Origin of the sequence: Burkholderia sp. ZZQ-2 (genome assembly GCF_050768715.1) — a bacterium.
Taxonomy (GTDB): domain Bacteria; phylum Pseudomonadota; class Gammaproteobacteria; order Burkholderiales; family Burkholderiaceae; genus Burkholderia; species Burkholderia cepacia.
Genome location: NZ_LDVA01000361.1, coordinates 37,672 through 63,178, shown reverse-complemented (window position 1 = coordinate 63,178; position 25,507 = coordinate 37,672). Strand labels below are relative to the sequence as shown.

Here is a 25,507-nt window from a genome sequence, read left to right as displayed (position 1 = left end):
CGATTGAATCGGTTCTTCACGAAACCCGCCAGTTTGCGCCGCCCGCGGCGCTCGAGCAGGCGGCGACCATTTCCGGCATGCCGGCCTATCGGGCGCTCGTCGCCGAGGCCGAGCGCGATTACGAAGGCTTCTGGGCGCGCCTCGCGCGCGAGGGCCTTGCGTGGCACAAGCCGTTCACCAAAGTGCTCGACGAGTCCAACGCGCCGTTCTACAAGTGGTTCGACGACGGCGAGCTCAACGCGTCGTACAACTGCCTCGACCGTCACGTCGAAGCCGGCAACGGCGAGCGCGTCGCGGTGATCTTCGAAGCCGACGACGGCACCGTCACGCGCGTCACCTATGCGGATCTCCTCGCCCGCGTGTCGCGTTTCGCGAATGCGCTGAAGAAGCGCGGCATCGGCAAGGGCGACCGCGTCGTCATCTATATCCCGATGTCGATCGAAGGCATCGTCGCGATGCAGGCCTGCGCGCGCATCGGCGCGACCCACTCGGTCGTGTTCGGCGGCTTCTCCGCGAAGTCGCTGAACGAGCGGCTCGTCGACGTCGGCGCGACGGCGCTGATCACGGCCGACGAGCAGGCACGCGGCGGCAAGACGCTGCCGCTCAAGAGCATCGCCGACGAGGCGCTCGCGCTGGGCGGCTGCGAAGCGGTGAAGAGCGTGATCGTCTATCGCCGCACCGGCGGCAAGATCGACTGGCATGCCGACCGCGACCTGTGGATGCACGAACTGACGGCCGCCGAATCCGACACCTGCGAGCCGGAATGGGTGAGCGCCGAGCATCCGCTGTTCATCCTGTATACGTCGGGCTCGACCGGCAAGCCGAAGGGCGTGCAGCACAGCACCGGCGGCTACCTGCTGTGGGCCGCGCAGACGATGAAGTGGACCTTCGACTGGAAGCCCACCGACGTGTTCTGGTGCACGGCCGACATCGGCTGGGTCACCGGCCACACGTACATCACGTACGGCCCGCTCGCCTGCGGCGGCACGCAGGTCGTGTTCGAGGGCGTGCCGACCTGGCCGGACGCCGGCCGCTTCTGGAAGATGATCGGCGACCACAAGGTCAGCGTGTTCTACACCGCGCCGACCGCGATCCGTTCGCTGATCAAGGCCGCCGAGGCCGACGACAAGGTGCATCCGAAGAGCTACGACCTGTCGAGCCTGCGCATCATCGGCACGGTCGGCGAGCCGATCAATCCGGAAGCGTGGATGTGGTATCACAAGCACGTCGGCCAGGAGCGTTGCCCGATCGTCGATACGTGGTGGCAGACCGAGACGGGCGGCCACATGATCACGCCGCTGCCGGGCGCGACGCCGACCGTGCCCGGTTCGTGCACGCTGCCGCTGCCGGGCATCATGGCCGCGGTGGTCGACGAAACCGGCCAGGACGTGCCGAACGGGCAAGGCGGCATTCTCGTCGTCAAGCGCCCGTGGCCGGCGATGATCCGCACGATCTGGGGCGATCCGGAGCGCTTCAAGAAGAGCTACTACCCGGAAGAACTCGGCGGCACGCTCTATCTCGCCGGCGACGGCACCGTGCGCGACAAGGACACCGGCTACTTCACGATCATGGGCCGGATCGACGACGTGCTGAACGTGTCGGGCCACCGGCTCGGCACGATGGAGATCGAATCGGCGCTGGTCTCGCACGAGCTGGTGGCCGAGGCGGCCGTGGTCGGCCGTCCTGACGACACGACGGGCGAGGCGGTGGTCGCGTTCGTGGTGCTCAAGCGTGCGCGTCCGGAAGGCGAGGAGGCCGCGGCGCTCGCGAAGACGCTGCGCGACTGGGTCGGCAAGCAGATCGGGCCGATCGCGAAGCCGAAGGACATCCGCTTCGGCGACAACCTGCCGAAGACGCGCTCGGGCAAGATCATGCGGCGCCTGCTGCGTTCGCTCGCCAAGGGCGAAGCGATCACGCAGGACACGTCCACGCTCGAGAACCCGGCCATCCTCGACCAGTTGAACCGTTCGCTGTAACACCGCCCGCCCGGGCGGAGCGTTTCGCTTCGTCGCAGTGCCGGGATGCGGTCGCATTCCGGCCCTCGCGAAGCACCGCCGTGCGTTCCCCGACAGCACGGCCTGCAGGCGGCACGCGTCGATTCCGCCGCCGCAATATTAATTAGCTATACGTATTACAACATTCAACAAAACGGAGACAGACGATGAAGATCACGACACGGACGATTTGCGCGGCGCTGCTCGGCGCGGCGGCGAGCACGAGCGTTTTCGCGCAGAGCAGCGTCACGCTGTACGGCGACCTCGACGCCGCGTTGCTTTACACGAGCCGGTCGCTCGACTCGGCGACCGGCGGCAATGCGGGCCGCCAGTTCGCGCTGACCGATACCGGCATGACGCCGACCAACTTCGGCTTGACGGGTACCGAGGATCTCGGCGGCGGACTGCACGCGAAATTCAAGCTCGAGAGCGGCTTCAACATCACCGACGGGGCGTTCGGCCATTCGAACGGCAACTTCTTCGGCCGCCAGGCGTGGGTCGGGATCGACGGCGGGTTCGGCGAAACGAAGATCGGCCTGCAGTTCTCGCCGTTCGTGCTCGCGGTGCTCGGATCGGACCCGCGCAACGTTTCGCACTTCGGCGCCGCGCTGATCCCGTACGTCGACAACGTGCTCGTCACCGGCCTCTTCAACCCGAACGCGATTTCGTACACGAGCCCGACAATCGCCGGGCTCACGGGCAGCGCGATGTTCGGCTTCGGCGGAAAAGCCGGGGACTTCCAGGCGGGACGCCAGTATTCCGGCAGTCTCACGTATACGAATGGCGGCTTCATGCTCAACGCGGCGCTCTACGACGGCAACGGCGGCACGTCGCCGACGCCGGTATCGAGCACGGTCGCGTTCGTCGGCCGCACGATCGGCACCGCCTACACGTTCGGGCCCGTGACCGGCAAGGCGTCGTTCACGAGCTACAAGGTTGCCGGTTCGTTCAGCAACAACGTGTACAGCGCCGGCCTCGACTATCGCGTCACGCCGGCCCTCGACCTGAACACCGGCGCGTGGTACACGATCGATCGCAACGACTCGCACAATCATTCGCTGCTCGCCGCGATCGGCGCCGACTACAGCCTGTCGAAGCGAACGGGCCTGTACGCGCAGGTCGGTGTCGTCAACAACCATGGCGCGATGAACACGGGCCTCGGCATCACGGGCGGCGCGCTGTTCGGGTTGCCGGGCACGACGGTCGGCGTCAACGCCGGCATCCACCACGTGTTCTGACGCGGCGCGGCGCGTCCGGCCGGACGGGCAGCCCGCGTGCGCCCGGCCGGCCCGGCGCCGGAACACGGCCGCCGCAAACGCCGCAAAAGCAGCAAACGCCGTGAACGGCGGGCAACGCGCGGCACCGGCCGGACGATCCGCCATCCCGATCCCGGTCTCGATGTTTACCCGACCTCAAGTCCGTGCCCTCGCTGCCGTCAAGACAGGAGCGCACGCCCAGCATCCGCCGATGACCAGGCACGCGTCCCTTCAAGGAGACCCCGCAACGTGAACTTCTTCGGAATCGGCCGCGGCCACCGTTCGTCGCGCGCGCTCGTCGGCGACATCGCCGAGCAGGCCGGCAAGCTCGGCATCGAGATCTGCGACGTGTCGGGTCACGTCGAGGAAGTCGCGGCCCGCGTCGCCAGACAGGCGGAGGTCTGCCACACGCTGCGCGAATCGGCCGCCGTCACGTTGCGCGGCAACCACCGGATTGCCGAAGCGGCGCAGCAGGTGCGCGCCGTGAGCGCGAATGCGTCGAACGCGGTTCGCCAGTCGCAACAGACGATCGAGGCGTCGCTCGCCGACATCCACGGCCTCGTCGAAGGCGTCACGTCGATCGGCAACCAGATGGGTGCGCTGCGCGACGCGCTCGATCATGTACGGGCCGTGTCCGAGGAGATCTCCGTGATCGCGCGACAGACTCACCTGCTCGCGCTGAACGCCGCGATCGAGGCCGCACGCGCCGGCGATTCGGGCCGCAGCTTCGCCGTCGTCGCGGCCGAGGTCAAGAACCTGTCCGCGAAGACCGGACAGGCGACGGCCCAGATCGAGACGACCCTCGCGCGCCTTGCCGAGCAGACCGAACACCTGATCGCGGAAGGCACCGACAACGCCGCCCGCGCGCATCGCGTGCGCGAGGGCACGCGTACGATCGGCGAGGTCGTGCACGCGACCGGGCACGCGATCACCGAGCTCGCCGGCGAGGCCGAGCAGATCGCGTCGCTGACGGACGAAATCGAGACGCAATGCCACCGGCTCGACGAACAGGTCGGCGAGATGGCATCCGGCGTGGAGGATTCGAGCGACAACTTCTCGCAGGCCAAGGACCGGCTCGGCAACCTGCTCTCCGTCTCCGAGACGCTCATCGAACTCACGGCCGCGACCGGCATCGAATCGCCCGACACGCGCCTGATCGACACCGCGCGGCACACGGCCGCCGCGATCAGCAAGCTCTTCGAGGAAGCGGTCGGGCGCGGCGAGATCGCACTCGACGCGCTCTTCGACGCGCACTACGTGCCGATTCCCGGCACCGATCCGCAGCAGTTCATGACGCGCTTCACCGACTTCACCGACCGCGTGCTGCCGGCCATCCAGGAGCCGGTGCTCGGGATCGACGCGCGCATCGTCTATTGCGCGAGCTTCGACAGGCAGTGCTACCTGCCGACCCACAACCGGAAATTCTCGCTGCCCCAGCGCGCGGACGCGGCGTGGAACGCCGCGAACTGCCGGAATCGCCGGATCTACACGGACCGCACGGCGCGCACCTCCGTGTCGCATACCAAGCCGTTCCTGCTGCAAACCTATCGGCGCGACATGGGCAACGGCAACTTCGCGCTGATGAAGGACGTTTCCGCTCCCATCGTCGTCGGCGGACGTCAATGGGGCGTGCTGCGGATCGGCTACAGCGTCTGAGTCCCGGCCTGCACCGGCAGGCCGCCGTCCATTACTGTTCGAGCCCCACCGCCAGCGGCCGCTGGTCGCCGCGGCCGTGATCGTCGACCACGCGCACCGTATAGCTGCCGGCCGTCCGCGGCTGCCAGAACAGCGCATCGCCCGGCACGCTGCGCCCGACGAACGCATCGTTGACGAACCAGTACAGCGCATGCGCGCTCGCATCGGCCGTCGCGTTGAACGCGATGCGCGTCTCCTCCGTGCTCTTCACGCGCATCGCATACGTACTGCCGCGCAGCGGCGACGTGATGCGCGGCGGATCGCCGTCGACCTGCCCCGCGTCGCGGCACTCCGCGTTCTGCGGCGGCCGCCGGCGCGCAATGCCGGCCTGCACGAACACCTGCTGCAGATCCGACGGCCAGAACTCGAAGATCTCCGTATGCGTGCGCTTGCCGTCGTAAGGCGGGCACGCGGCCTTCCCCGTCGCGTCGTCGATCACGACCGGCCGGTGCACGGTGCTCACGCGGATCGGAGACGTGCCCGGAATGAACCACGTCCAGCCCTGCTGCGGGCACCACTCGTTCGGCAGGTCGCCGCTCGCGAGGCAGATCCGCACGCGCTTCAGGCGCGGCGGCACCGCGCGCGGCGGCTCGACGAGCGTGCGCTCGGCATTCAATGCGTCGACGACCTGGAAGAACAGCGGCGCGGCCGCGTCGACGCCGACGAACGCCGTATTGGTCGAGTTGTCGAAATTGCCGACCCACACGACCAGCACGTACGGGCCGAACACGCCGGCCGTCCACGCATCGCGGAACGACCATGACGTGCCGGTCTTCCAGTAGACGGGCACGCTCGACGGCTGCGCGCCGCTCGTTTCGTCGGGGCGCAGATGCTGGCGCAGCATGTCCATCGTCATGTAGCTCGCCTCCGCGCTCAACAAGCGCCGGCCGGGCAGCGCCGGTTCGTCCGCGCGCAGCCGCAGCGGCCGGAATTCGCCGCGATTCGCGAGCATCGCGTAGAGGCCCGCGAGATCCTGCATCGTCACTTCGCCGCCGCCGAGCACGAGCGCGAGCCCGTAGTGCTGCGCGCTCGCGAGCCGGCGCACGCCGGCTTCCTGCAGGAACCGGTACAGGTCGGGCGACTTGAGCTGCGACGCGACCCACACGGCCGGCACGTTGCGGCTGCGGTTCAGCGCGTCGGTCGCGGTGATCGGCCCGAGAAAATGCCCGTCGAAATTCTCCGGCGCATACGGGCCGAACGCGGTCGGCACGTCGCGCAGCACCGTTTGCGGATGCAGCACGCCCTGGTCGAAACCGAGCGCGTAGATGAACGGCTTGAGGGTCGAGCCCGGCGAGCGCCGCGCGAGCGTGCCGTTCACCTGCCCGTCGATCGTGCGGTCGAAGAAGTTCGCGGAACCGACCAGCGCCTTCACGCCCATGTCGCGCGTATCGACGAGGATGGCCGCCGCATTGCGCACGCCGCGCGTGTCGTTGCGCGCGACATAACGCGCGATCTGCCGTTCGAGCGTGCGCTGCAGGTCGAGATCGAGCGTCGTCACGAGCCGCGCACCGCCGTCGCCGTCGTCCGGCGCACCACCCGAGGCCGTGCGCCACGCGCTGCGTGCGGCGAGCGCCTGGTCGACCGCGTGCGGCGCGTCGAAAGGCAGGGCCGACAAGGGCCGCATCGCCAGCGGCAACGCGAACAGCGGCTTGAGCGACGCATCGCCAGGATGCTTCGTCAGCCAGCGCGCATACAGCCGATTGCGTGACGCGGCCAGCGCACGGTTGATCTCGTCCTGCCCGCCGCGCACGCGCCGCGCCGGGTCCTGCGGAATCACCGCGAGCGCGAGCGCCTCGGGCAGCGTCAGCGCATCGGGCATCCGGTCGAAATACACGACGCTCGCGGTGCCCGCGCCTTCGACGTTGCGGCCGTACGGCGCATCGTTCAGATAGGCTTCGAGGATCTGCCGTTTCGAATAGAAGAGTTCGAGCTGCACCGCGCGCGCAACCTGCTCGAGCTTGCCCGCCGGCGTGCGCGTGTTCAGCCGCCACAGCGAGCGCGCGAGCTGCATCGTCAGCGTCGAGCCGCCCTGCGGATTGCCGCCGCGCACATACGTGATCCACGCACCGCGCGCGAGGCCGTACGGGTTGAAGCCGGGATGCCAGCGGAACCAGCGGTCCTCGTGCAGCATCACGGCCTCGACGAGCTGCGGCGACATCCGGTCGAGCGGCACCCACAGGCGGTAGCGGTCGTCCTTCGCCAGCGTGAGCCGCAACAAGCGGCCCTGTGCGTCGACCACCGCGACCGACGACGGCTTCCAGTCGCGCAGCGGCGGATGCGGCCACAGCCGGCACGCGGCCAGCGCACCGAATACGAGCAGCGCGCCGGCGATCCAGTTCTGCCAGCGATGCAGCCAGCGGCCGGCGCCGCGCAGCGCGCGCCGCAGCACCGGGGCGTCAGCCACGCGCGGGCGCTCCGCGCACCCGGCACGGCCGTTGCAGCCGCGTCGTCATCGCACCCGCTCCACGGTCAGCGCCATGCCGCCGGGTGCCTGTGCCTGCACGCGGCGGTCGTACATCGACTCGCCGTAAGCCGGCGGCGCGACGAAGCGGCCCGCGTTGCTCGCCTTGATCCGGTAGACGAACTCGCGCACGTCCGTCGTCGCGGTGCCGTAGATCACCACGCGGTCCTCGCGCACGTCCGCGAACTGCGGCTGCCACGTGGAGCCCTTGACGCCGATCGGCGAACGCCACGGCGCATCGGCCACCGGCGCCGACGCGCCGCCGTCGCTGTCGCCGTCCTGCGTGTCGGCGACGGGCGGCGGCGCGATCACCGGATCGAAGCCGCCGGGCAGCAGGTCGACGATCGCGATATTGCCGACGTTCGCCGGGCCCGTCGCGCGGATCTTCAGGTGCACGTCGATCTCCTGGCCGAGCGTGATCTTCCCGAGCGGCTTGCCGTCCGTGTCGGTGTAGTCGCGCACGATCTCCAGGCCATTCCTGATCGCCTTCGTCGACGTGCCGCGGTCGTAGCCCGACTGGCTCGCGATCCACCACGCGGGCAGCGTGCTGCCGTTCACGAAGTCGACGCGCGACGCACCGGCCGCCCACGTGCCCGAGCGCACGAGGTTCGCCTGGATCGACGACACGTCCTTCGGCGCGGCGCCCGCGCGCACCTCGTCGATCGCGAGCTGGTCGAGCTGGCCCGCGCTCGACGCCGCATACGCATCGAGCGCGAGGATCGTCATCGCCGACGACAGCGTGTTGTAGCGGTTGTCGACGAGCGGCGCGGCGAGGTTGTCCATCGCGCGCGGCGACAGCTTGCGCACGCGCTCCGGGAAGTGCTTCGCGATCAGGTACAGCACGCTCGCGTCGCGCGTCAGCGGATCGAGGTAGTAGCCGGTCACGTAACCGCCGTCGGACGCGCGCTTGCGCTCGAGCAGCGCCTGCGGGCCCGCGATCAGCGCCGCGGCCTCCTTGTCCTGCTTCAGCAGCTGGTACGACGCGGCAAGCCATGCGGCCGCGAGGTCGTTCTTCCAGTCGTTCGGATACGCGTCCTGCAGCCGCTTCTGCACGGCCGCGAGGCTGTTGGTCGTCACGTTGCCCTGGCGCGTCAGCAAGTACACCGCATAAGCGCGCTGGCGCAGCAGGTCGAGCGAGCCGAGCGAATCGTTCGCCGCGAGCTTCTGCAGATACTGGTTGCCCGCGTCGAGCATGTCCTTCGGCACGGCGATGCCGCGCTCGCGCGCGTCGAGCAGCACGTGCATCGCGTACGCGGACACGAACGGATCGGCGTCGGGCGTCGCGCTCCACAGGCCGAACCCGCCCTGCGCGTTCTGCCGGCCGCGCAGCACGCCGAGGAACTGCGCGATCGCCGCCGCGTTCGTCGTGTCGGCGCCGGCGTCGGTCGCATGCATCGCGCTCGTCAGCGCGCGCACCGACAGCCACTTCGCCGCGAACACGCGCGGCACGGCCGCGCTCACCATCTGCTCGCTGCAGTAGTGCTCGAAGTTGACGAGATACGACGCCACCCCTTCGGACAGCACGAGCGGCGCGGTCGAGATGCTCGCGTCGCGCGATGCATACGCGTCGTACATCGACCGCAGGTTCGGCACGCTCGCCTTCTTGCCCGGGTCGAGCCGCGCGATGTCGAGCTGCGTGCGGAACGCGGCGGCCGGCCGCACCGACACGTCGACGCGCTGCTGCGCGCCCTTCGCGCCGTAGCGCGCACCGAACGACAGCGCGCCCGAGCCGAGCGTATCGGTCGCCTTCACGCGGAACATCGCGACGCCCTCGTGCTGCGGCGCGAGCGCAACGTTCTGCGTGGCCGGCCCGATCACCTGCAACTGCGGCCCCGTCTTCAGCGTGACCGCGACCGGCACCGGCTGGTTGCCGGCGCCCGTCAGGTTGTTCGAGACACCGACGCTGACGTCGGCCTCGTCGCCCGGCGCGAGCGTCGTCGGCACGTTCGGCGACAGCACGAAGTCGCCGCGCACCGTCGTCGCGCCCTCGAACGTGCCGACCAGGTCCGGCGACACCGACACGGCCATCACGCGCAGCTTGCCGTTGAAGTAGTCGGGCACGGTGTAGCTCAGGCGCGTGTCGCCGTTCACGTCGACGATCCCCGACCAGTAGACGACCGGCTTGTCGCGCTTGCGCTTGAACGGGTTCAACTGACGGCCGATCGCGTCGTCGGCGTCGCCGCCCGGCGCGGCCATCGCCATCAGCTTCTCGAAGTCCGGCAGGATCAGGTCGAGGATCTGCGACGTGCCGACTTCGAGCATCCGCTTGCGGAAGAAGAACTTCAGCGGATCGCCGAGCTTGTAGCGCGCAACTTGCAGGATGCCCTCGTCGACGGCGAACACGACGACCTTCGCGGGCTTCGCCGAATGCACGGTGAAATTCACCGTGTCGCCGGGTTTCACGAGCGCCGGCGCATCGACCGACAGCGCGTTGCGGCGCGCATCGAGGTTCACCGAGAACGGCACGACGCCGTAGCTCAGCGGGCTCATGAAGATTTCATCGGACGACGGATCGCGGATGTACTGCACGTTGATGTAACCGTTGCCCTCGAAACCGGCCGGCACCGTGATGTGCTGGATCGAGCTCGTCGTGTCCGCATGGAACCATGCGTGCGCATACACCTTGTCGCGCTCGATCGTGATCAGGCCGCTGCCCGCGTAAGGCGCGCGGATCGCGATCTCGACCTGCTCGCCCGGCTTGTAGTCGTGCTTCGCGAGGCTCACCTGCAGCTCCGCGTTGCGGTCGAGCGAACGCGTGACGTTCGCGTCGCCCGTGACCGAATACTCGATCCGGTTCACCGCGGCGCCGTCCGCGTCGCGGATCACGAGCGCATAGCTGCCCGGCTTGTCGGTGCGCAGCGTGAAGTCGAGCCCGGCCGCCGGAATCGTCAGCGGCTTCTCGTCGACGGGCACCTCCTTCAGCCGCGAATCGTATTTGTATGCGCCGGAATCCTGCTTGGTCAGCACCGACACGTAGCGCTCCTCGACCAGCTGCGCGCGCAGGCCCTTCACGTCGATCGCCTTCGCGTTCGGATCGATCGCGACGAGCCGCACCGTGCGCGGGCTGCCACGCTTCACGTAGCCGAGATCGTCGACGGACTTGTAGCCGACGAGCCAGTTGTTGTTCGACACGAGCGTCTGCGCGTTCGCGGCGACGTTGCGCCCGCCTTCCGCTTCATAGGCCTTCGCCTGGAAGTAGAGCTGGTAGGTCGAATCCGCGTACTTGTCGAGATCGAGGTCGAATTCGGCATGGCCGTGCTCGTCGGTCGTGCCGTCCTGCAGCGTCGTCGTGTAGCCCTCCTTCGCGCGGCGCGCGTCGAAGAAGTGATAACCCTGCCAGCTGCGGAACGACGGCCACACCGGGCGCAGCGTCAGCGTCGCCGCGACGCGACGCTTCTCCGCCGGCGTGCCGAACAGGTTCTGCACGTCGACGACGCCCTTCAGCCCCTTCGGCTTCACCCACCCTTCGACGACCTGCTGCGACAGCTTCGCGTCGACCTTCATGCGGTCCGGCAGGAACTCCTTCACCTGCACCGTCGTGCTGCCGATCGGCTCCGCGCCGGGCTGGCCGTCCTTGACGATGTACAGGTTGACCGTCCACGTGCCGGTCGGCGCCGTTTCGGCCGTCGTATAGCCGAGCTCGGTGAAGCCCGTCGCATCGACCGTCACCGGCTTGCGCTCGACCGTGATCCCGCGCGGGTCGACGATCTCCGCCTGCAGCGGCACGCCGGCCGGGCTGCGCGCCCAGCTCGCGGCACGCACGATCAGGCCGATGTGGAACGGATCGCCGGGCCGGTACAGGCCGCGATCCGAGAACAGGTAGGCGGACAGTTGCCCCTGGCCCGTCGCATTGCGCTCGCCGTCGACGTCGAAACGCGAGAAGTCGAGCTGGCGATCGCGGCCGGCCACCGGCAGGAACGACAGGTCGGTGTCCTTCTTCACGACGTACAGCTGCGGCCGCTTCTCGCGGTCGAGCCCCTTGAACGCCGGGAAATGCACGATGCCGTCGGCGCCCGTCGTCTGCGTGAACAGCGCCTGGCCGTTCACCGCGAGCACCGATACCGTTGCGCCCGCAACCGGACGGCCATTGCGGATCGACTGGACGAACACGTCCTGGCTGCCGTCGAGCGCCTTCTTGACCAGCATCCCGAGATCGGTCACGACGATCAGGCGCGTATCGCCGAGCGCGCTGTCGCTGTCGTTGTCGTTTCCGCTGCTGTCGCCCGAGTCGGCGTTGTCGGACTGATCCTGGCTGCCGTCGCCGGACGATGCGTCGCCATCCTTCGCATCGTCGGCTTTCTTTTTCTCGGCGGCCGGATCGTACTTCGTCAGGTGCAGCAGGAACACGCCGCGCTTGCCGCCCTTCAGGTACTGGCCGAGATCGATGCCTTCGTAATGCGCCTTGCCGGGTTCACCGGCCGGGAATGCGCGCGTCTGCACGAAGCGCTCGACGATGTGATCCTCGCTGAACGAATACGACAGCTCGGGCCGCGCGTACGTGCCGTTGTTGAAGCTCACGAGATGCTGGAGCTGGTCGGGCAGCACGCGGCCGATCTCGACCTTCATTCCCGGCAGGTTGCGCGACACGACCGACAACCGCTTGCTGCCGCTCATCGACAGCAGCGAACCGTCGGCCATGAAGCGCAGCAGCTTCGGATAGTCGGGCACCGTGAACGCGGTCGTCACGGGCTTGCCGAGCAGGTAGCCGCCGGCCGACTTCAAGTCGCCCTCGAACCGCACGACGACGCGCTCGCCCGGCGTCGCGTGGTACTTGAAGCTCTGCAGCGTCGCGAAATCGTTCTCGGTGGGCACCGCCTCGAGCGGCAGCGGCTTCGACTGCTTCAGCACCGCATCGCTGATGTCGGCCACGTTCCATTCGTACGGCGGATCGTCGTCCGCCTGATCGACGCCCGGCTTGCGCTTCGGCAGCACCCACGCCTTCGCGCGCGCCGCGAGGTCGGCGCTGCGCACGCCGTCGGACGCTTCCGCGACGAGCACCTGCTCGGGCTCGTAGCGCTCGTTGTCGACGAGCGTCGGCGCGATGTTGTCGATCGACAGGCTGTAGAGCCCCGGCACGTCGACTGCCGCGTGCAGCACGTCGGGCGTGCCGTTGCCGCCGCGCGCGCTCTTCACGCCCTTGTCGACGTCGAGCCGTGCGACCAGCGGATCGCGCGGAATCTCGAGCGGCTGCGAATACACCCATGCGCTCGTCTTCATCTTGTCGTAGTTGACCGTGTAGCGCAGCGGCGTCGCATTCTTGCCGTCGCGGCCGACCAGCACGAGGCCGATGCGCTTCTCGAATTCGGCCGGATCGACCGGATAGTTGAAGCGCAGCTGCAGCAGCGCCTGTTTCTCCGCCGGATTGTCGGGATTCCGGTAGAACTCGTTGTTGCCGAACGTGGCGGCAAACGCGGGCACATCGAACGCGAAGCGGTCATCGTGCATCGTCACCTGCGGCGCGAACACCCGGTGCACCGCGAAACGCACCTCGACGTGCGCGCCGACCGGCCAGTCGGCCGCCGGCGTGAAACGCAGCGTCTTGTCGTCGACCCACGCCCACGCGCCCTTGAGCGCGGGCGTCATCTCGATGCCCTCTCCGGCCGGCTTGCCGACCTGCTCGATCGGCGCGGCCGATTGCGAGAACACGACGTCGAGCGGATGCACGGTGATCTTCGGCTTGTCGCTGTCGTCCACCTCATAGGTGGTGATCGGCGGCGCCTTCACGGTGAAAGTGACGGTCTCGGGCTCCGGCGGCTTCGGCCGATGCTTGAACCAGTAACCGCCGTAGCCGAGCGCGGCCGCGAGCAGCACGATGCCGCCGGCGTGCCACGGGCGGCGGCGCACGGCCGCGGCGGTGATGCCCATCCACGCGGGCGCCGTCCACGACACGTCGCCGACCAGCGGCCGCAGCGCGCAGCCGAGCAGCCACCAGACGAAGCCCGCCGCGCGAATCGGCAGGAGCAGCAGGAAGCGCAGCAAATCCATGTTGTTATTTCCTTGTTCAAGGACGTGCGGCCGGCTTCGGCGGCGTTCCCCGAGATTTATTGGTCTGTGACGGCGCGGCCCTGGTTGCGCCGGAATGCTTGGAATGTTGTGTTCGACCGGATGCTGGCCGCCATTATCGATCAGACCCGAAACGATGGAAATATCGGTGTGCCGGCGCGCAACGCCGGCCGTCGACCGTCCGGTCGGGCGGGATTTCGGCTCGCCGCCCCAACCGCTGCGCGCACCCGCGCCGCGTTCGCTAGAATGCGCGGCTCGGCACGAATCGAATCGAAATGAAAGGAATCCGCTTGAAACTCCCGTTCGAATGGCAGATCGGGCTGCGCTACGCGCGCGGCGGCCGGCGCTCGGCCGGCGACGGCTTCGTGTCGTTCATTGCCGGCGCGGCGATGGCCGGCATCGCGCTCGGCGTCGCGGCACTGATCGTCGTGCTGTCGGTGATGAACGGTTTCCGGACCGAAGTGCGCGACCGGATGCTGTCGGTGCTCGCGCACGTGGAAATCTTCTCGCCCACCGGCGCGATGCCCGACTGGCGGCTCACCGCGCACGAATCGCTGCGGAATCCGGCGGTGCGCGCCGTCGCGCCTTACGTCGACGCGCAGGCGCTGCTGACGAACGCGGGCAGCGTGACGGGCGTCGCGCTGCGCGGCATCGACCCCGTGCTCGAGCCGCGCGTGTCCGAGATCGCGCGCAAGCCGAAGACGGGGCGGCTCGACGCGCTCGTGCCGGGCGGGATGGGCATCGTGCTCGGCTCGGCGCTGGCCGACGCGCTGCACGTGAAGATCGGCGACCGCATCACGTTCTTCGCGCCCGGCAACACCGCGCGCATCGGCGACGCGCTGCCGCAGTTCCGGCAGTTCAACGTGGTCGGCACGTTCGAGTCGGGCCACTACCAGTACGACAGCGCGCTCGCATACATCCATATCCGCGACGCGCAGACGCTGTTCAACGTGCGCGCGCCGACCGGCATCCGGCTGCGCCTCGACGATCTGCAACGCGCGCCGGACGTCGCGCTGGAACTGTCGCGCTCGCTGTCGGGCGATCTCTACATCCGCGACTGGACGCGGCAGAACCGCACGTGGTTCGAGGCCGAGCGGCTGCAAAAGCGCATGCTGTCGCTGATCCTGATGCTGATCGTCGCGGTCGCCGCGTTCAACCTCGTGTCGTCGCTCGTGATGACCGTCACGCAGAAGCAGGGCGACATCGCGATCCTGCGCACGCTCGGCGCGCCGCCGGGGTCGATCATGAAGATCTTCGCGATCCAGGGGATGACGATCGGCCTCACCGGCACGCTGGCGGGCGTCGCGCTCGGCTGCGCGATCGCGGTGAGCATCCCGTGGGTGCTGCCGGCGGTCGAGCAGTTGCTCGGCATCCACTTCCTGACGCCGTCCGTGTATTTCCTCAGTTCGCTGCCGTCGAAGCTCGCGGCGATCGACGTGATCGAGATCGCCGCGGCCGCGTTCCTGATGTCGTGCGTCGCGACGCTCTACCCGAGCTGGCGCGCCGCGCGGGTACGGCCGGCCGAAGCACTGCGCGACGAATAGGCGCGCGGCGCTTCGGCGCGGCGTGGTGCGCCGTCATGCCGTCTCGTGAAAACCGACGCTATGGGTGCCGTTCAGGATGTCCTCGAACGCGTTCCCGAAGCCGACGTCGATCAGGCCCGCACGCCTGCCGTACGTCTTCTGCCCCGACACGTCGCTGACGAAGATCGCCGCGCCCGACGACAACTGACGATCGGTATCCAGCAGCGCGAGCGTGCCGCGCGCGCTGCCGGCCGACTCGTCGAAGTTCAGCCGCGCGCCGTCCTGCGTGGTGAAATGCCCGCCGACCTCCTCGAATTTCCGGTTGCGCGCGACGGACGCATTCATCTCCTTCATGAAGAGGAAGTCCGCGTCGGCGCGCTGGCTCGCCACCTTGCGATCGTCGTCGGAGAACGTGTCGCCCACCGCGGCGGCGCCCTGCTCGGCGAAGTCGACGGCCTGCTGGTGAAACTCGCGCGTCGCGAACACGAGGCCCGCGTTCGCGTTCAGCGTCGACTCCACCCACGCGCGATCGCTCTCCGTCATCGTCTTCGACACGACCTTGATCCGGCCGTTGTCGGTCATGAAGTCGAACTTCGCGTCGGCCAGGTCCGGGCGCTTCGCGATGATCTCCTGCAGGCTCGTCGCGAGCTCGCTGGTGACGTCGCGCAGCTTCGTCGACAAGTCGCCCAGGATCGTCAACTGCTTCGTGCGCGCCGCCTGCATCGCTTCCGGGTCCAGCGCCCGGATCTCGAGCGGCGTGTCCTGCGGTTTCCCGGCCGCCGTGTCCGCCTGTCGACGCCCGTCGAGCGCGGCTTCCTGCACCATCTGCGCGAGCGTAAGGCCGCTCGCTGCCGTGACTGAAATCGTCATGCCCTCTCTCTCCTTTCAATCCGTTTTTTACCGTTTACGGACAAATTTCGCGGAAATTTAGACCGATCGCACATCGATCGCGAAGCACGCGCCAATACTTTGTTTGACTGAGACTAAAAAAGTTTGACACCGGGATTTCACTGAGATAAGTTTGCGCAAGCTTCCGGAAAGCAATCCGGCTCGCCTCGCCGACTCGCGTCGCGCTTTCCTGCCGTTGCAGCACCGCCGTTCGCACCATCCCCGCCTCATCGCATCGTGCCGTTCCGTTTCATCCGAAACCTGAAGGAAGATCGGGCATGCCCGCATTTGATTCGCACTCCTCCATTCACTTCGCGCCGCCGGCCCCGGGCCGACCGCGCGCCATGAACCGGCGGCCGTGCTGACGCTTTCCGGTCGGGGCAATGCAGTCGCCCCGACACCCGCCGGGTTGCGCGACGCGTGACGCGCGTCGACGCCGGCCGTGACACCCGGGCATCGCGCCCGGCGCTTTCGAAGGTGCAGTTCCGTTTCATCCGATGCAGCACCCGGCCGGGCCGCGGGGGGCATATCGCGGGCCGGCCGGTTCCGGACAATCACAACAAGAGGTCGACAATGGACATTCATCGAACCGGATTGCGTCGCGCGTGGCTTCCCGCGCTCGTTGCGGCCACGACGCTCGCCGCGTGCGGCGGCGACGACGACGGCAGCGTGGCGGGCGTCTCGGCGCTCGCGCAGGGCCAACAGGAGGGAGCCGCCGCATCGGCGGCCGACAAGCAGTCGCTCGCATCACGCATCTCGCCGTCCGGCGTCCCGTACGCCAATCCGGCCAGCGGCGGCCGCTACCGCCCCGTGATCGCGAACGGCCAGGTGCAGCCGTCGCTGTCGGGCGGCACGATCGAGGAGAACGCGTGGGTCGACACGTCGGTCGATTCCGACGGCGACGGCACGCGCGACCGCATCCACGTGCGCATCGTGCGCCCGACCGAAACCGCGAACGGCGCGCGCACGCCCGTCATCGTGCTCGCGAGCCCGTACTACGCGGGCCTCGCCGACAGCCCCGACCACAACGTCGACGTCGAACTCGACGGCACGCCGCACCCCGCCGCCAATGCGCAGGCGGCCGCGGCCGCCTCGACGTCCGCGCGCATCATGGCCGCCGCGCCGCAGGTGCGGATGCTGCAGCAGGTGGAGGCCGCCGCCGCCGGGCGCTCGTGGATCGAGGGCTACTTCATTCCGCGCGGCTTCACGATCGTCTACGCGGATTCGCTCGGCACCGCCGGCTCGGACGGTTGCCCGACGATCCTCACGCGCGACGAATCGGTCGCGATGGCATCGGTGATCCGCTGGCTCGGCCGCGACGCGACCGCGAAGGACGCGAACGGCAAGACGGTCGTCGCGAACTGGTCGACGGGCCACGTCGGCATGTACGGCGTGTCGTACGACGGCACGCTGCCGAAGATGGTCGCGAGCCTGCGCACGCGCGGGCTCGATGCGATCGTGCCGGTCGCCGGGTTGACGAACATGTACGGCTACTACCGCTCGGGCGGGCTCGTGCGTGCGCCGGAAGGCTATCAGGGCGAAGACGTCGACGTGTACATCAAGGCGCTGCTGACGAACGCGCATCCGGAGCGTTGCACGCACCTGATCGACGAAGCGTTGCAGCAGGAAGACCGCAAGACCGGCGACTATTCGCCGTTCTGGGCCGCGCGCGACATCCCGACCGGCTTCGCGGTCGCGCCGGCGCTCGTTGCGCAAGGGTTGACCGACGACAACGTGCGCGTCGACCAGTCGACGTTGTGGTATCTCGCGATGCGGCGCCAGGGCGTGCCGACGCAGCTGTGGCTGCACCGCCTGAAGCACACCGACCCGACCCGCGTGCCGGCGATGGCCGACGCATGGACCGCGGAGGTGAACCGCTGGTTTACGCGTTACCTGATCGGTTATGACAACGGCGTCGAACGCGATCCGCGCGCGGTGATCGAGCAGGCAGACGGCACGCTGCTGAAGGAAGCGGACTGGGCCGCACGCCACGCCACGCCGGTCACGTACTTTGCCGGCGGCGACGGCGCAGGCACCGGCTCGCTGCTGCGGCTGCCGACCGGCGGCCCGCTCGCGCGCTTCACGGACGACGCGCGCATCACCGCGCTCACGCTGGCGAACGCACCGACCGGCGAGAATCGCAGCCGTTTCGAAACCGCGCCGCTCACGGCCGCGACACGCCTGTCCGGTGCCGCGACCGCACGCGTCAGGCTGACCTTCACGGCGGTGGCCAACGTGACGGCCCTGCTGGTCGATCGCGCGCCGGACGGTACGGCCACGATCGTCACGCGCGCATGGACCGATCCGCGCAACCGGTGGTCCGAATGGCGCTCGGAGCCCGTGCTGCCCGGGATGCCGTACGACCTGAAGCTGACGTTCATGCCGCGTGACTACAAGCTGGAAGCCGGCCACCGGCTGGGGCTCGTCGTCCTGTCCAGCGACAACGAGGCAACGCTGCGGCCGACGCCGGGCACGGGCCTCACGCTCGATCCGGCCGGGACGTCGGTGACGGTGCCGCTGGCTTCGTCGTCGGCAGGCGTGTAACCGCACGCCGGCGTCCGGCGCAACGGCGCCGCCTCCCCCGTCTGCGCGCTCGTCGCGCAGGCGGGGGATCGCTGCAGGAACGGCACACCTGCGCTACGCTGCGAAAGTCGAACGCCAACGGTGCCGCCTCATGATCCCCCTCAGCGCGAAAGCCATCGTCCGCGACGGACGCTCGGTTCTGTTCCTGCGCAATCCACGCGACGAATGGGAGTTGCCGGGCGGCTGGCCCGAAGCCGGCGAATCGCTCGAGGAAACCGTCGCGCGCGAAGTGCGGGAGGAATGCGGAATCGTCGCCTCGGCGATCCGCTCGTGCGAGGTCGTGCCGGGCAAGCGCGTGCTCATCGTGTGCTTCGAGTGCCGGGTCGATCGGCACGAAATCGTCCTGAGCGACGAGCACGACCAGTTCGGCTGGATCGACCTCGATGGCGGCAAGCCGGCGAACCTGCCGGATTTCTATTGGGAATTCTGCAGACAGGCGGGCTGACCCGCGCCCGCCTTGCGGCCATCACACCGGCGTCAACACCGGCTGCCCCGCGAAATGCCGCTTCGCGTTGTCGAGAAACTGCTGCACCGAGCGATCGAGCGCCTCCGGCGACCAGCCGCCCATGTGCGGCGTCAGCACGACGCTGTCGAGATCCGTCAGCGCGCGCGGCGGCTCCGGTTCCCCTTCGTACACGTCGAGCCCCGCGCCCGCGATGCGCCCTTCGCGCAACGCGTCTGCCAAAGCAGCGGTATCGACAACGCTGCCGCGCGATACGTTGACGAGAAAACCGCCCGGCCCGAGCGCATCGAGCACGGTGCGGTCGATCAGGTGCCGCGTGCCCGCGCCGCCCGGCGTCGCGACGATCAGGAAATCGGCCCACTGCGCGAGCGTGTCGACGCGGTCGAAATAGCGATAGGGAACGTTCTTCTCCGACCGGTTGTGATAACCGATCTCGATGTCGAAGCCGGCTGCGCGACGCGCGCACTTCTCGCCGATCTTGCCGAGCCCGACGATGCCGAGCTTCCTGCCCGACACGTTCGGCGGCATCGGCAGCCCGTCGCGCCACACGCCGGCACGGGTTTTCGCATCGAGCGGCACCACGTTGCGCACCGCCGCGAGCAGCAGCGCGAACGCGTGGTCGGCCACGCAATCGTCGTTGGTGCCGGCGCCCGTCACGACCGTGACGCCGCGCGCCTTCGCATGCGCGACGTCGATATGCTCGTAGCCCGCGCCGAGCGCGCTGACGAACGTGAGTTGCGGAAGCCGGTCGATCTCGGCGCCGGTGAGCCCCGTGCTGCCGTTGGTCAGCACCGCGCGTATCGTGCCGCCGTGTTCGGCGATCGCGCGTTCGCGTTCTTCGGCAGTCGGGGCATGGCGCACGTCGAACGACGCGGCGATCTCGCGGTGCGCGTCGCCGCGCAATGCGATGAGGACCAGCAGCTCGGGTTTCATGTCAGCAATTGTCGGCAGGCGGAGACGAAATCGAGTGTAACAAGCCCGCGCGATTGATGCGGGTTATCCCCACGCGGGCTGTGGACACGCCGCCGCACGCGGTTTGCCAAAGCCCGCCCAGTCAAGTAACGTGCGGCCTACGCCCCCGTCCTGGAGATTGGCTCATGAAGCTCGCCCTGCCCGCCCGGATTCTGGGCCTCGCGTTCGCCGCCGCCCTCGTCGCACCCGGCGCGCACGCCGACGCACCCGTCGTGGTGTCGTCGAAGATCGACACCGAAGGCAACCTGCTCGGCAACCTGATTTCGCAAGTGCTGAAGGCGCACGGCATCCCCGTCACCGAAAAGATCGCGCTCGGCACCACGCCGATCGTGCGCAAGGCGCTCACGAGCGGCGAGATCGACATCTACCCCGAATACACGGGCAACGCCGCCTTCTTCTTCAACAAGGCCGACGATCCTCTGTGGAAGAACGCGAGCCAGGGTTACGACGCCGCGAAGAAGCTCGACTACGCGGCGAACCATCTGGTGTGGCTCGCCCCGGCGCCCGCGAACAACACGTGGGGCGTCGCGTTGCTCGCCCCCGTCGCGCAGTCGCAGCACCTGAAGACGTTCTCCGATTTCGGCAAGTGGGTCGCGGGCGGCGGCAAGGTGAAGCTCGCCGCGTCGGCCGAATTCGTGAACAGCGCGTCGGCGCTGCCGTCGTTCGAGAAAGCGTACGGCTTCAAGCTGAAGCCCGAGCAGCTCGTCGTGCTGTCGGGCGGCGACACGGCCGCGACGATCAAGGCCGCCGCGAACCAGACCGACGGCGTGAACGCGGCGATGGTGTACGGCACCGACGGCGGCATCGCGTCGAGCGGCCTCGCGGTGCTCGACGACGACAAGCACGTGCAGCCCGTCTACGCGCCTGCGCCCGTGATCCGCGAAGCCGTGCTGAAAGCGCACCCGCAGATCGCCGATTACCTGAAACCGGTGTTCGCGAGCCTCGACCTGAAGACGCTGCAGTCGCTGAACGCGCGCATCCAGATCAACGGCGAGCCGGCGGCCGGCGTCGCGAAAAGCTACCTGAAAGCGAAGGGCTTCGTGAAATGACCGAACGCGCGGCGGCGTCCGCGCGGCGCGTGATCCCCGACAAGGTCGGCATCCTGATCGGAATCCTCACGATCGTCGCGGTGCTCGGCCTGCCGTTCGTCGTGCTGCGGCCGAACCGGATCGCGGCCGGCACGGGGCTGTCGGTGTTCGCCGCGCTGCCGGCGATGCAGGGCGCGGCGCTGGCCGCGCTGTGGATCGTCGGCGCGCTGTGGGCGATGAAGGCGAGCCGCCCCGCGTGGCGGCTCGCGGCCGGCTGCGCATGGCTCGCGACGCTCGCGTACGCGCTCGGCGCGGCCGCGACGCACGTCGTCGCCGCCGACGACATGCTCGCGCGCGTGTCGCCCGACGCGGGCGTCTGGCTGCTGCTGTTCGCGTGGGCCGTGCTCGTCGCGGACGCGCTCGCACGGCTCGCGTTCGGCCCGTGGCGGCGCCTCGCCGCGCTCGTCGTCGCGATCGCGGCGATCTCGGTGCCGCTCGCGAGCGGCTGGTGGGACGGCCTCTCAGTGATGCGCGAATATGCGGTGCGCAGCGACGATTTCTGGCGCGAAGCGATCCGTCACGTGTCGCTCGCGGGTGGCTCGGTGGCCGCCGCGCTCGTCGCGGGCGTGCCGCTCGGCATCGCCTGCGCGCGCATCGCGGCGGTGCGGACCGTCGCGATGCCCGTGCTCAATGTCGTGCAGACGATCCCCAGCATCGCGATGTACGGGCTGATGATGGCCCCGCTCGGGCTGCTGGCCGCACACGTGCCGCTCGCGGCCGCGCTCGGCATCCGCGGCATCGGTGTCGCGCCGGCTGTGCTCGCGCTGTTCCTGTATTCGCTGCTGCCGATCGCGTCGAGCGTCGTGGTCGGGCTCGGACAAGTGCCGCCGCACGTGACCGAAGCAGCGCGCGCGATGGGCATGACGCGCGCGCAGCGGCTGCTGCATGTCGACCTCGTGCTCGCGCTGCCGGTGATCCTGAGCGGCGTGCGCATCGTGCTCGTGCAGAACATCGGGCTGACCGCGGTCGCCGCGCTGATCGGCGGCGGCGGCTTCGGCACCTTCATCTTCCAGGGGATCGGGCAATCGGCCGCCGATCTCGTGCTGCTCGGCGCGATCCCGACGATCGCGCTCGCGCTGATGGCCGCCGTCATATTCGAAGCCGCGACCACGCTCGCGAAGGGGCGTACAGGATGATCGAGATCGAACGTGCAGGCAAACGCTTCGGCGATGTCGTCGCCGTCGACGACGTCTCGCTGACGATGCAGCGCGGCACGATCACCGCGCTCGTCGGTGCGTCAGGCAGCGGCAAGTCGACGCTGCTGCGCATGATCAACCGGCTGATCGCCCCCACCAGCGGCACGATCCGCATCGACGGCGTCGATACGGCGACCGTCGCGCCCGAACAGCTTCGGCGCGGCATCGGCTACGCGATCCAGGGGCACGGACTGTTTCCGCACTGGAGCGTCGCGCGCAACATCGCGACCGTGCCGCGCCTGCTCGGCTGGCCGGCCGCGCGCATCGACGCGCGCGTGAACGAGCTGCTCGACCTGTTCCATCTCGCGCCGGCCGAGTTCGCGGACAAGCTGCCGCACGAACTGTCGGGCGGCCAGCAGCAGCGTGTCGGCGTCGCGCGCGCGCTCGCGGCCGAGCCCGCGATGCTGCTGATGGACGAGCCGTTCGGCGCGCTCGATCCGATCATCCGCGGCAAGGCGCAGGACGACCTGTTCGCGTTGCAGCGCCGCCTCGGCATCACGGTCGTGATCGTCACGCACGATATCGAGGAAGCGCTGAAGCTCGGCGACACGATCGCGGTGATGGACGGCGGCCGGCTGCTGCAGGTCGCGCCGCCTGCCGAGATTCTCGGCAAGCCGGCGGCCGGTGTCGTCGAGCAGCTCGTCGCGGGCGTCGACCGGCCGCTGCGCCTGCTCGCGCTGACGCCGATCGACGCAGTGGCCGAACCCGGCCACGCGGAGGGCGAGCCGATCGACGCGACGCGCACGCTGCGCGATGCGGTGTCGGAACTGCTGTGGCGCGGTGTCGATGCATTGCCCGTCGCCGACGGCGATGCACGCAACGCGCGCGGCGCGCGCCGCATCACGCTCGACGCGATCCGCGCGCACGCGAGGCAGCCCGCATGACGATGCCGGATGCCACGCAACGCACACGGCCCTTGCGTTCGCCCCTGCCCCGCCACGTTGCCGCGTTCACGGCGCGCGCCGCCGCGCTCGCGCTGCTGCTTGTGCTGCTGGTGCGGCCGATGTGGCTGCAGGGCCTTTTCGCACCGTTCGCGGACAACGGCGCGCCCGTCATCTACGATCGCGCGAGCCTGCTCGACCTGACGCTCGCGCATCTCGGCACGGTCGCGCTGTCGAGCCTGATCGGCACGATCGTCGCGGTGGCGGCCGGGATCTTCGTCACGCGGCCGGCCGGCGCGGATTTCCTGCCGGTCGCGCGCAGCGTCGTCGACATCGGCCAGACCTTCCCGCCGGTCGCGGTGCTCGCGCTCGCGGTGCCGGCCGTCGGCTTCGGGCTGAAACCCGTACTGATCGCGCTCGTGCTGTATGGCCTGCTGCCGGTTTTCGAAAGCACGATCGCGGGGCTCGAGGACGTGCCGCGCGATGTCGTCGACGCCGCGCGCGGGATGGGGATGAGCGGCTGGCAGCAACTGGTATCGGTCGAGCTGCCGCTCGCGTTCCCGGTGATCGTCAACGGCATCCGGCTCGCGGTCGTGATCAATCTCGGCACCGCGACGATCGGCTCGACGGTCGCCGCGCGCGGCCTCGGCGACGTGATCATCGCGGGCCTGCAGACGTCGAATACCGCGTTCGTGCTGCAGGGCGGCGTGATCGTCGGGCTGCTCGCGGTGCTCGTCAGCGATGCGATCGGGTCGATTGCGCGAGTGGCGAGCGCGCGGCGCGCCTAGAAGTCATCGCGACATTTTCCAAGGGAGAAGCCATGGCTGTCCTGGACACCGGCCCGTTTTTTCATGGCACGAAAGCGGATTTGCGGATCGGCGACTTGCTGACGGCGGGCTTCAGATCGAATTACCGGGATGACGTCGTGATGAATCACGTTTATTTCACGGCCCTGCCCAAGGGTGCCGGCCTTGCCGCGGAAATGGCCAAAGGCGACGGCAAGCCGCGGGTCTATATCGTCGAGCCCACCGGGGCCTTCGAAAACGACCCGAACGTCACGGACAAGAAATTCCCGGGCAATCCGACGCGCTCGTATCGAAGCACATCGCCCTTGAAGATCGTTGGCGAACTCGATCACTGGGAACCGTACGATCCGGCGTTCATTCAGCAACTGAGAATCCGCATCGAAACCGGCATCGGCGAGATCATCAACTAGCGGTCATCCGGACTCCGATGCGTGTCCACGCAACGATCGCCGCGTCGATCGTTGCGAACGTCACAAGCCTACACATCGCTTTCATTCGAGCCGGCACTCGACCGTCTTGCCCGATTGGCCGATATACTATGCGCCTCCCATTTCCCCGCACTCGACCATGCGACGACGGTTTTTCTGGCTGATCGTGCTCTCGCTCGGCATTGCGCAACAGGTATCGGCCCAGCAAACGCCCGCAGTGCCTGCCTCTGCGCCCGACGTGCTGGCATCGGCGCCGGCTGTCGCCTCCGCGCCGCTCGCGAACGCCGACGATCAGCCGAACGAAGCAAACCGCCGCATCACGTCCTACCTGACGAAGAAATTCGGTGTCGCGAAGGAGCGGGCCGCCAAGCTCGCCGATATCGTGAGCGTCACTGCGACGAAATATTCGCTGCCTCCCGCACTCGTTTACGCCATCATCTCGATCGAATCGCGCTTCCAGGAAAAGGCGCGCGGCCAGCACGGCGCGACCGGACTGATGCAGGTCGTGCCGTCCGCACACCGCGGCATGCTGCGTAACGTGAAGGACCTGACCGAACCGAATGCGAACGTCGAGGCCGGCTCCCGGATTCTCTCCAGCTACGTGAAAGCGGCCGGCGGCAACGTGCAGGCCGGGCTGAAGAGCTACAGCGGCGGATCCAGCGCGTATGCGGCAAAGGTCATGCAGCGGGTCGATTCGTTCCGGTTCGTGCTCGAACCCGACGACGACGCGAAAGCCGCGAACGAAACGAAGGCGCGGATGGTGCCGGTGAGCGAATCGACGTCGACGTCGACGTCGGCGCGCAACGCGCAATAAGCCAGTACGTCGCACACGTCCCGCCCCACGACTCCCTCTCCGCGCATGCGCGACACGATCCGGTACGCCACCCGCCTTCTCGCCGTCGCCGCGCTCGCGAGCGGCGCAGCGTCCGCGTTCGCCGCGGTCGATTGCGAACGGCAGGGGCCGACGATGGATGCGGTACGCCGATGCATCGTCGACAACAACAACCAGGAAGTGGAACGCGCGTACCGGTCGCTCGAACGCAAGACCCGGCAACGCAACCCCGATGCGGCGAAACAGCTCGCGAAATCGCAGGCAAGCTGGCACGGCTTCGCGAGCGACACCTGCGACTACGTCAAAACCGCCAATCCGCAGCAGATGATTCCGGACGACGCGTGGCTGAACTGCTGGGTCGACTTCAGCCAGGCGCGCGTGCGCATCCTGAAGAAATGGGAAGCGCAGGGCGACGCGCCGCAGCCGGCGCAGCAGTGA

At 68.6% G+C, this 25,507-nt stretch carries 18 protein-coding genes; 14 read left to right on the top strand and 4 right to left on the bottom strand.

Annotated features, from left to right (window positions below):
- Window positions 1-2: 2 nt before the first annotated feature.
- From acs to ABY44_RS35890, 3 genes are all read left to right on the top strand, one after another.
- A complete protein-coding gene (acs, locus tag ABY44_RS35900) occupies window positions 3-1,976 on the top strand; it encodes an acetate--CoA ligase (protein ID WP_431643534.1) in 1,974 nt (657 codons plus the stop codon).
- A gap of 185 nt (window positions 1,977-2,161) precedes the next feature.
- A complete protein-coding gene (locus ABY44_RS35895) occupies window positions 2,162-3,232 on the top strand; it encodes a porin (protein WP_027790649.1) in 1,071 nt (356 codons plus the stop codon).
- Between the two features lie 267 nt (window positions 3,233-3,499).
- Window positions 3,500-4,906 carry a methyl-accepting chemotaxis protein gene (locus ABY44_RS35890; RefSeq protein ID WP_060174265.1) on the top strand — a complete coding sequence of 469 codons (1,407 nt, stop codon included), beginning with the start codon at window positions 3,500-3,502 and terminating at the stop codon, window positions 4,904-4,906.
- A gap of 31 nt (window positions 4,907-4,937) precedes the next feature.
- On the opposite strand, the gene pbpC is transcribed toward ABY44_RS35890, so the two are convergent.
- Together pbpC and ABY44_RS35880 are read right to left on the bottom strand one after the other, a co-directional pair.
- Complete coding sequence (gene pbpC, locus ABY44_RS35885; protein ID WP_060174266.1) at window positions 4,938-7,349, bottom strand: penicillin-binding protein 1C; 2,412 nt, start codon at window positions 7,347-7,349, stop codon at window positions 4,938-4,940.
- 45 nt (window positions 7,350-7,394) lie between these two features.
- Entirely contained in the window at window positions 7,395-13,391 is a 5,997-nt protein-coding gene (locus ABY44_RS35880) for an MG2 domain-containing protein (RefSeq protein WP_060174267.1), read from the bottom strand.
- Window positions 13,392-13,403: 12 nt separating this feature from the next.
- On the opposite strand from ABY44_RS35880, the gene ABY44_RS35875 reads away from it, so the two are divergent.
- Together ABY44_RS35875 and ABY44_RS35870 are read left to right on the top strand one after the other, a co-directional pair.
- Window positions 13,404-13,688, top strand: a complete 285-nt coding sequence (locus tag ABY44_RS35875; protein ID WP_124536427.1) for a hypothetical protein — start codon at window positions 13,404-13,406, stop codon at window positions 13,686-13,688.
- Window positions 13,689-13,699: 11 nt separating this feature from the next.
- Window positions 13,700-14,953 carry a lipoprotein-releasing ABC transporter permease subunit gene (locus tag ABY44_RS35870; RefSeq protein ID WP_060174290.1) on the top strand — a complete coding sequence of 418 codons (1,254 nt, stop codon included), beginning with the start codon at window positions 13,700-13,702 and terminating at the stop codon, window positions 14,951-14,953.
- Between the two features lie 33 nt (window positions 14,954-14,986).
- Here ABY44_RS35870 and ABY44_RS35865 read toward each other — a convergent pair whose 3' ends face one another.
- Window positions 14,987-15,802, bottom strand: a complete 816-nt coding sequence (locus ABY44_RS35865; RefSeq protein WP_060174268.1) for a hypothetical protein — start codon at window positions 15,800-15,802, stop codon at window positions 14,987-14,989.
- Between the two features lie 591 nt (window positions 15,803-16,393).
- On the opposite strand from ABY44_RS35865, the gene ABY44_RS35860 reads away from it, so the two are divergent.
- Together ABY44_RS35860 and ABY44_RS35855 are read left to right on the top strand one after the other, a co-directional pair.
- Window positions 16,394-18,364 (top strand): Xaa-Pro dipeptidyl-peptidase, encoded by a 1,971-nt coding sequence (locus tag ABY44_RS35860; RefSeq protein WP_060174269.1) that lies wholly within the window; start codon window positions 16,394-16,396, stop codon window positions 18,362-18,364.
- Window positions 18,365-18,494: 130 nt separating this feature from the next.
- On the top strand, window positions 18,495-18,848 hold the full coding sequence (locus ABY44_RS35855; RefSeq protein WP_060174270.1) for an NUDIX domain-containing protein: 354 nt from the start codon (window positions 18,495-18,497) through the stop codon (window positions 18,846-18,848).
- Window positions 18,849-18,869: 21 nt separating this feature from the next.
- Here ABY44_RS35855 and ABY44_RS35850 read toward each other — a convergent pair whose 3' ends face one another.
- Window positions 18,870-19,799, bottom strand: coding sequence for a 2-hydroxyacid dehydrogenase (locus ABY44_RS35850; protein ID WP_060174271.1), 930 nt, complete (start codon window positions 19,797-19,799; stop codon window positions 18,870-18,872).
- A gap of 164 nt (window positions 19,800-19,963) precedes the next feature.
- Here ABY44_RS35850 and osmF point away from each other — a divergent pair, with 164 nt between their 5' ends.
- The 7 genes from osmF (at window position 19,964) to ABY44_RS35815 (ending at window position 25,507) form a co-directional block, all read left to right on the top strand.
- On the top strand, window positions 19,964-20,887 hold the full coding sequence (gene osmF, locus ABY44_RS35845) for a glycine betaine ABC transporter substrate-binding protein OsmF (RefSeq protein WP_027790640.1): 924 nt from the start codon (window positions 19,964-19,966) through the stop codon (window positions 20,885-20,887).
- Window positions 20,884-22,062, top strand: a complete 1,179-nt coding sequence (locus tag ABY44_RS35840; RefSeq protein WP_060174272.1) for an ABC transporter permease — start codon at window positions 20,884-20,886, stop codon at window positions 22,060-22,062. The genes osmF and ABY44_RS35840 overlap by 4 nt, the downstream gene beginning before the upstream one ends.
- Window positions 22,059-23,006 carry an ABC transporter ATP-binding protein gene (locus ABY44_RS35835; RefSeq protein ID WP_060174273.1) on the top strand — a complete coding sequence of 316 codons (948 nt, stop codon included), beginning with the start codon at window positions 22,059-22,061 and terminating at the stop codon, window positions 23,004-23,006. Before ABY44_RS35840 ends, ABY44_RS35835 begins: the two co-directional genes overlap by 4 nt.
- Before the next feature lie 2 nt (window positions 23,007-23,008).
- The gene (locus ABY44_RS35830) at window positions 23,009-23,791 is read left to right on the top strand and encodes an ABC transporter permease (protein WP_155637997.1); all 783 of its coding nucleotides are present in this window, start codon (window positions 23,009-23,011) and stop codon (window positions 23,789-23,791) included.
- Between the two features lie 32 nt (window positions 23,792-23,823).
- Window positions 23,824-24,219, top strand: coding sequence for an NAD(+)--rifampin ADP-ribosyltransferase (gene arr / locus ABY44_RS35825; protein WP_021156322.1), 396 nt, complete (start codon window positions 23,824-23,826; stop codon window positions 24,217-24,219).
- 157 nt (window positions 24,220-24,376) lie between these two features.
- Window positions 24,377-25,051: a lytic transglycosylase domain-containing protein gene (locus tag ABY44_RS35820; protein WP_027790636.1), complete on the top strand. Its 675-nt coding sequence runs from the start codon at window positions 24,377-24,379 to the stop codon at window positions 25,049-25,051.
- A 45-nt stretch (window positions 25,052-25,096) separates the two neighbouring features.
- A complete protein-coding gene (locus ABY44_RS35815; protein WP_081072704.1) occupies window positions 25,097-25,507 on the top strand; it encodes a lysozyme inhibitor LprI family protein in 411 nt (136 codons plus the stop codon).

Bases quoted from the DNA above. Each gene is read 5' to 3' on its own strand.
- arr (WP_021156322.1), top strand. From the start codon at position 23,824: ATGGCTGTCCTGGACACCGGCCCGTTTTTTCATGGCACGAAAGCGGAT.
- ABY44_RS35850 (WP_060174271.1), bottom strand. From the start codon at position 19,799: ATGAAACCCGAGCTGCTGGTCCTCATCGCATTGCGCGGCGACGCGCAC.
- ABY44_RS35840 (WP_060174272.1), top strand. From the start codon at position 20,884: ATGACCGAACGCGCGGCGGCGTCCGCGCGGCGCGTGATCCCCGACAAG.
- ABY44_RS35815 (WP_081072704.1), top strand. From the start codon at position 25,097: ATGCGCGACACGATCCGGTACGCCACCCGCCTTCTCGCCGTCGCCGCG.
- ABY44_RS35860 (WP_060174269.1), top strand. From the start codon at position 16,394: ATGGACATTCATCGAACCGGATTGCGTCGCGCGTGGCTTCCCGCGCTC.
- ABY44_RS35830 (WP_155637997.1), top strand. From the start codon at position 23,009: ATGCCGGATGCCACGCAACGCACACGGCCCTTGCGTTCGCCCCTGCCC.
- ABY44_RS35835 (WP_060174273.1), top strand. From the start codon at position 22,059: ATGATCGAGATCGAACGTGCAGGCAAACGCTTCGGCGATGTCGTCGCC.
- osmF (WP_027790640.1), top strand. From the start codon at position 19,964: ATGAAGCTCGCCCTGCCCGCCCGGATTCTGGGCCTCGCGTTCGCCGCC.
- ABY44_RS35865 (WP_060174268.1), bottom strand. From the start codon at position 15,802: ATGACGATTTCAGTCACGGCAGCGAGCGGCCTTACGCTCGCGCAGATG.
- ABY44_RS35855 (WP_060174270.1), top strand. From the start codon at position 18,495: ATGATCCCCCTCAGCGCGAAAGCCATCGTCCGCGACGGACGCTCGGTT.
- ABY44_RS35820 (WP_027790636.1), top strand. From the start codon at position 24,377: ATGCGACGACGGTTTTTCTGGCTGATCGTGCTCTCGCTCGGCATTGCG.
- ABY44_RS35895 (WP_027790649.1), top strand. From the start codon at position 2,162: ATGAAGATCACGACACGGACGATTTGCGCGGCGCTGCTCGGCGCGGCG.
- ABY44_RS35880 (WP_060174267.1), bottom strand. From the start codon at position 13,391: ATGGATTTGCTGCGCTTCCTGCTGCTCCTGCCGATTCGCGCGGCGGGC.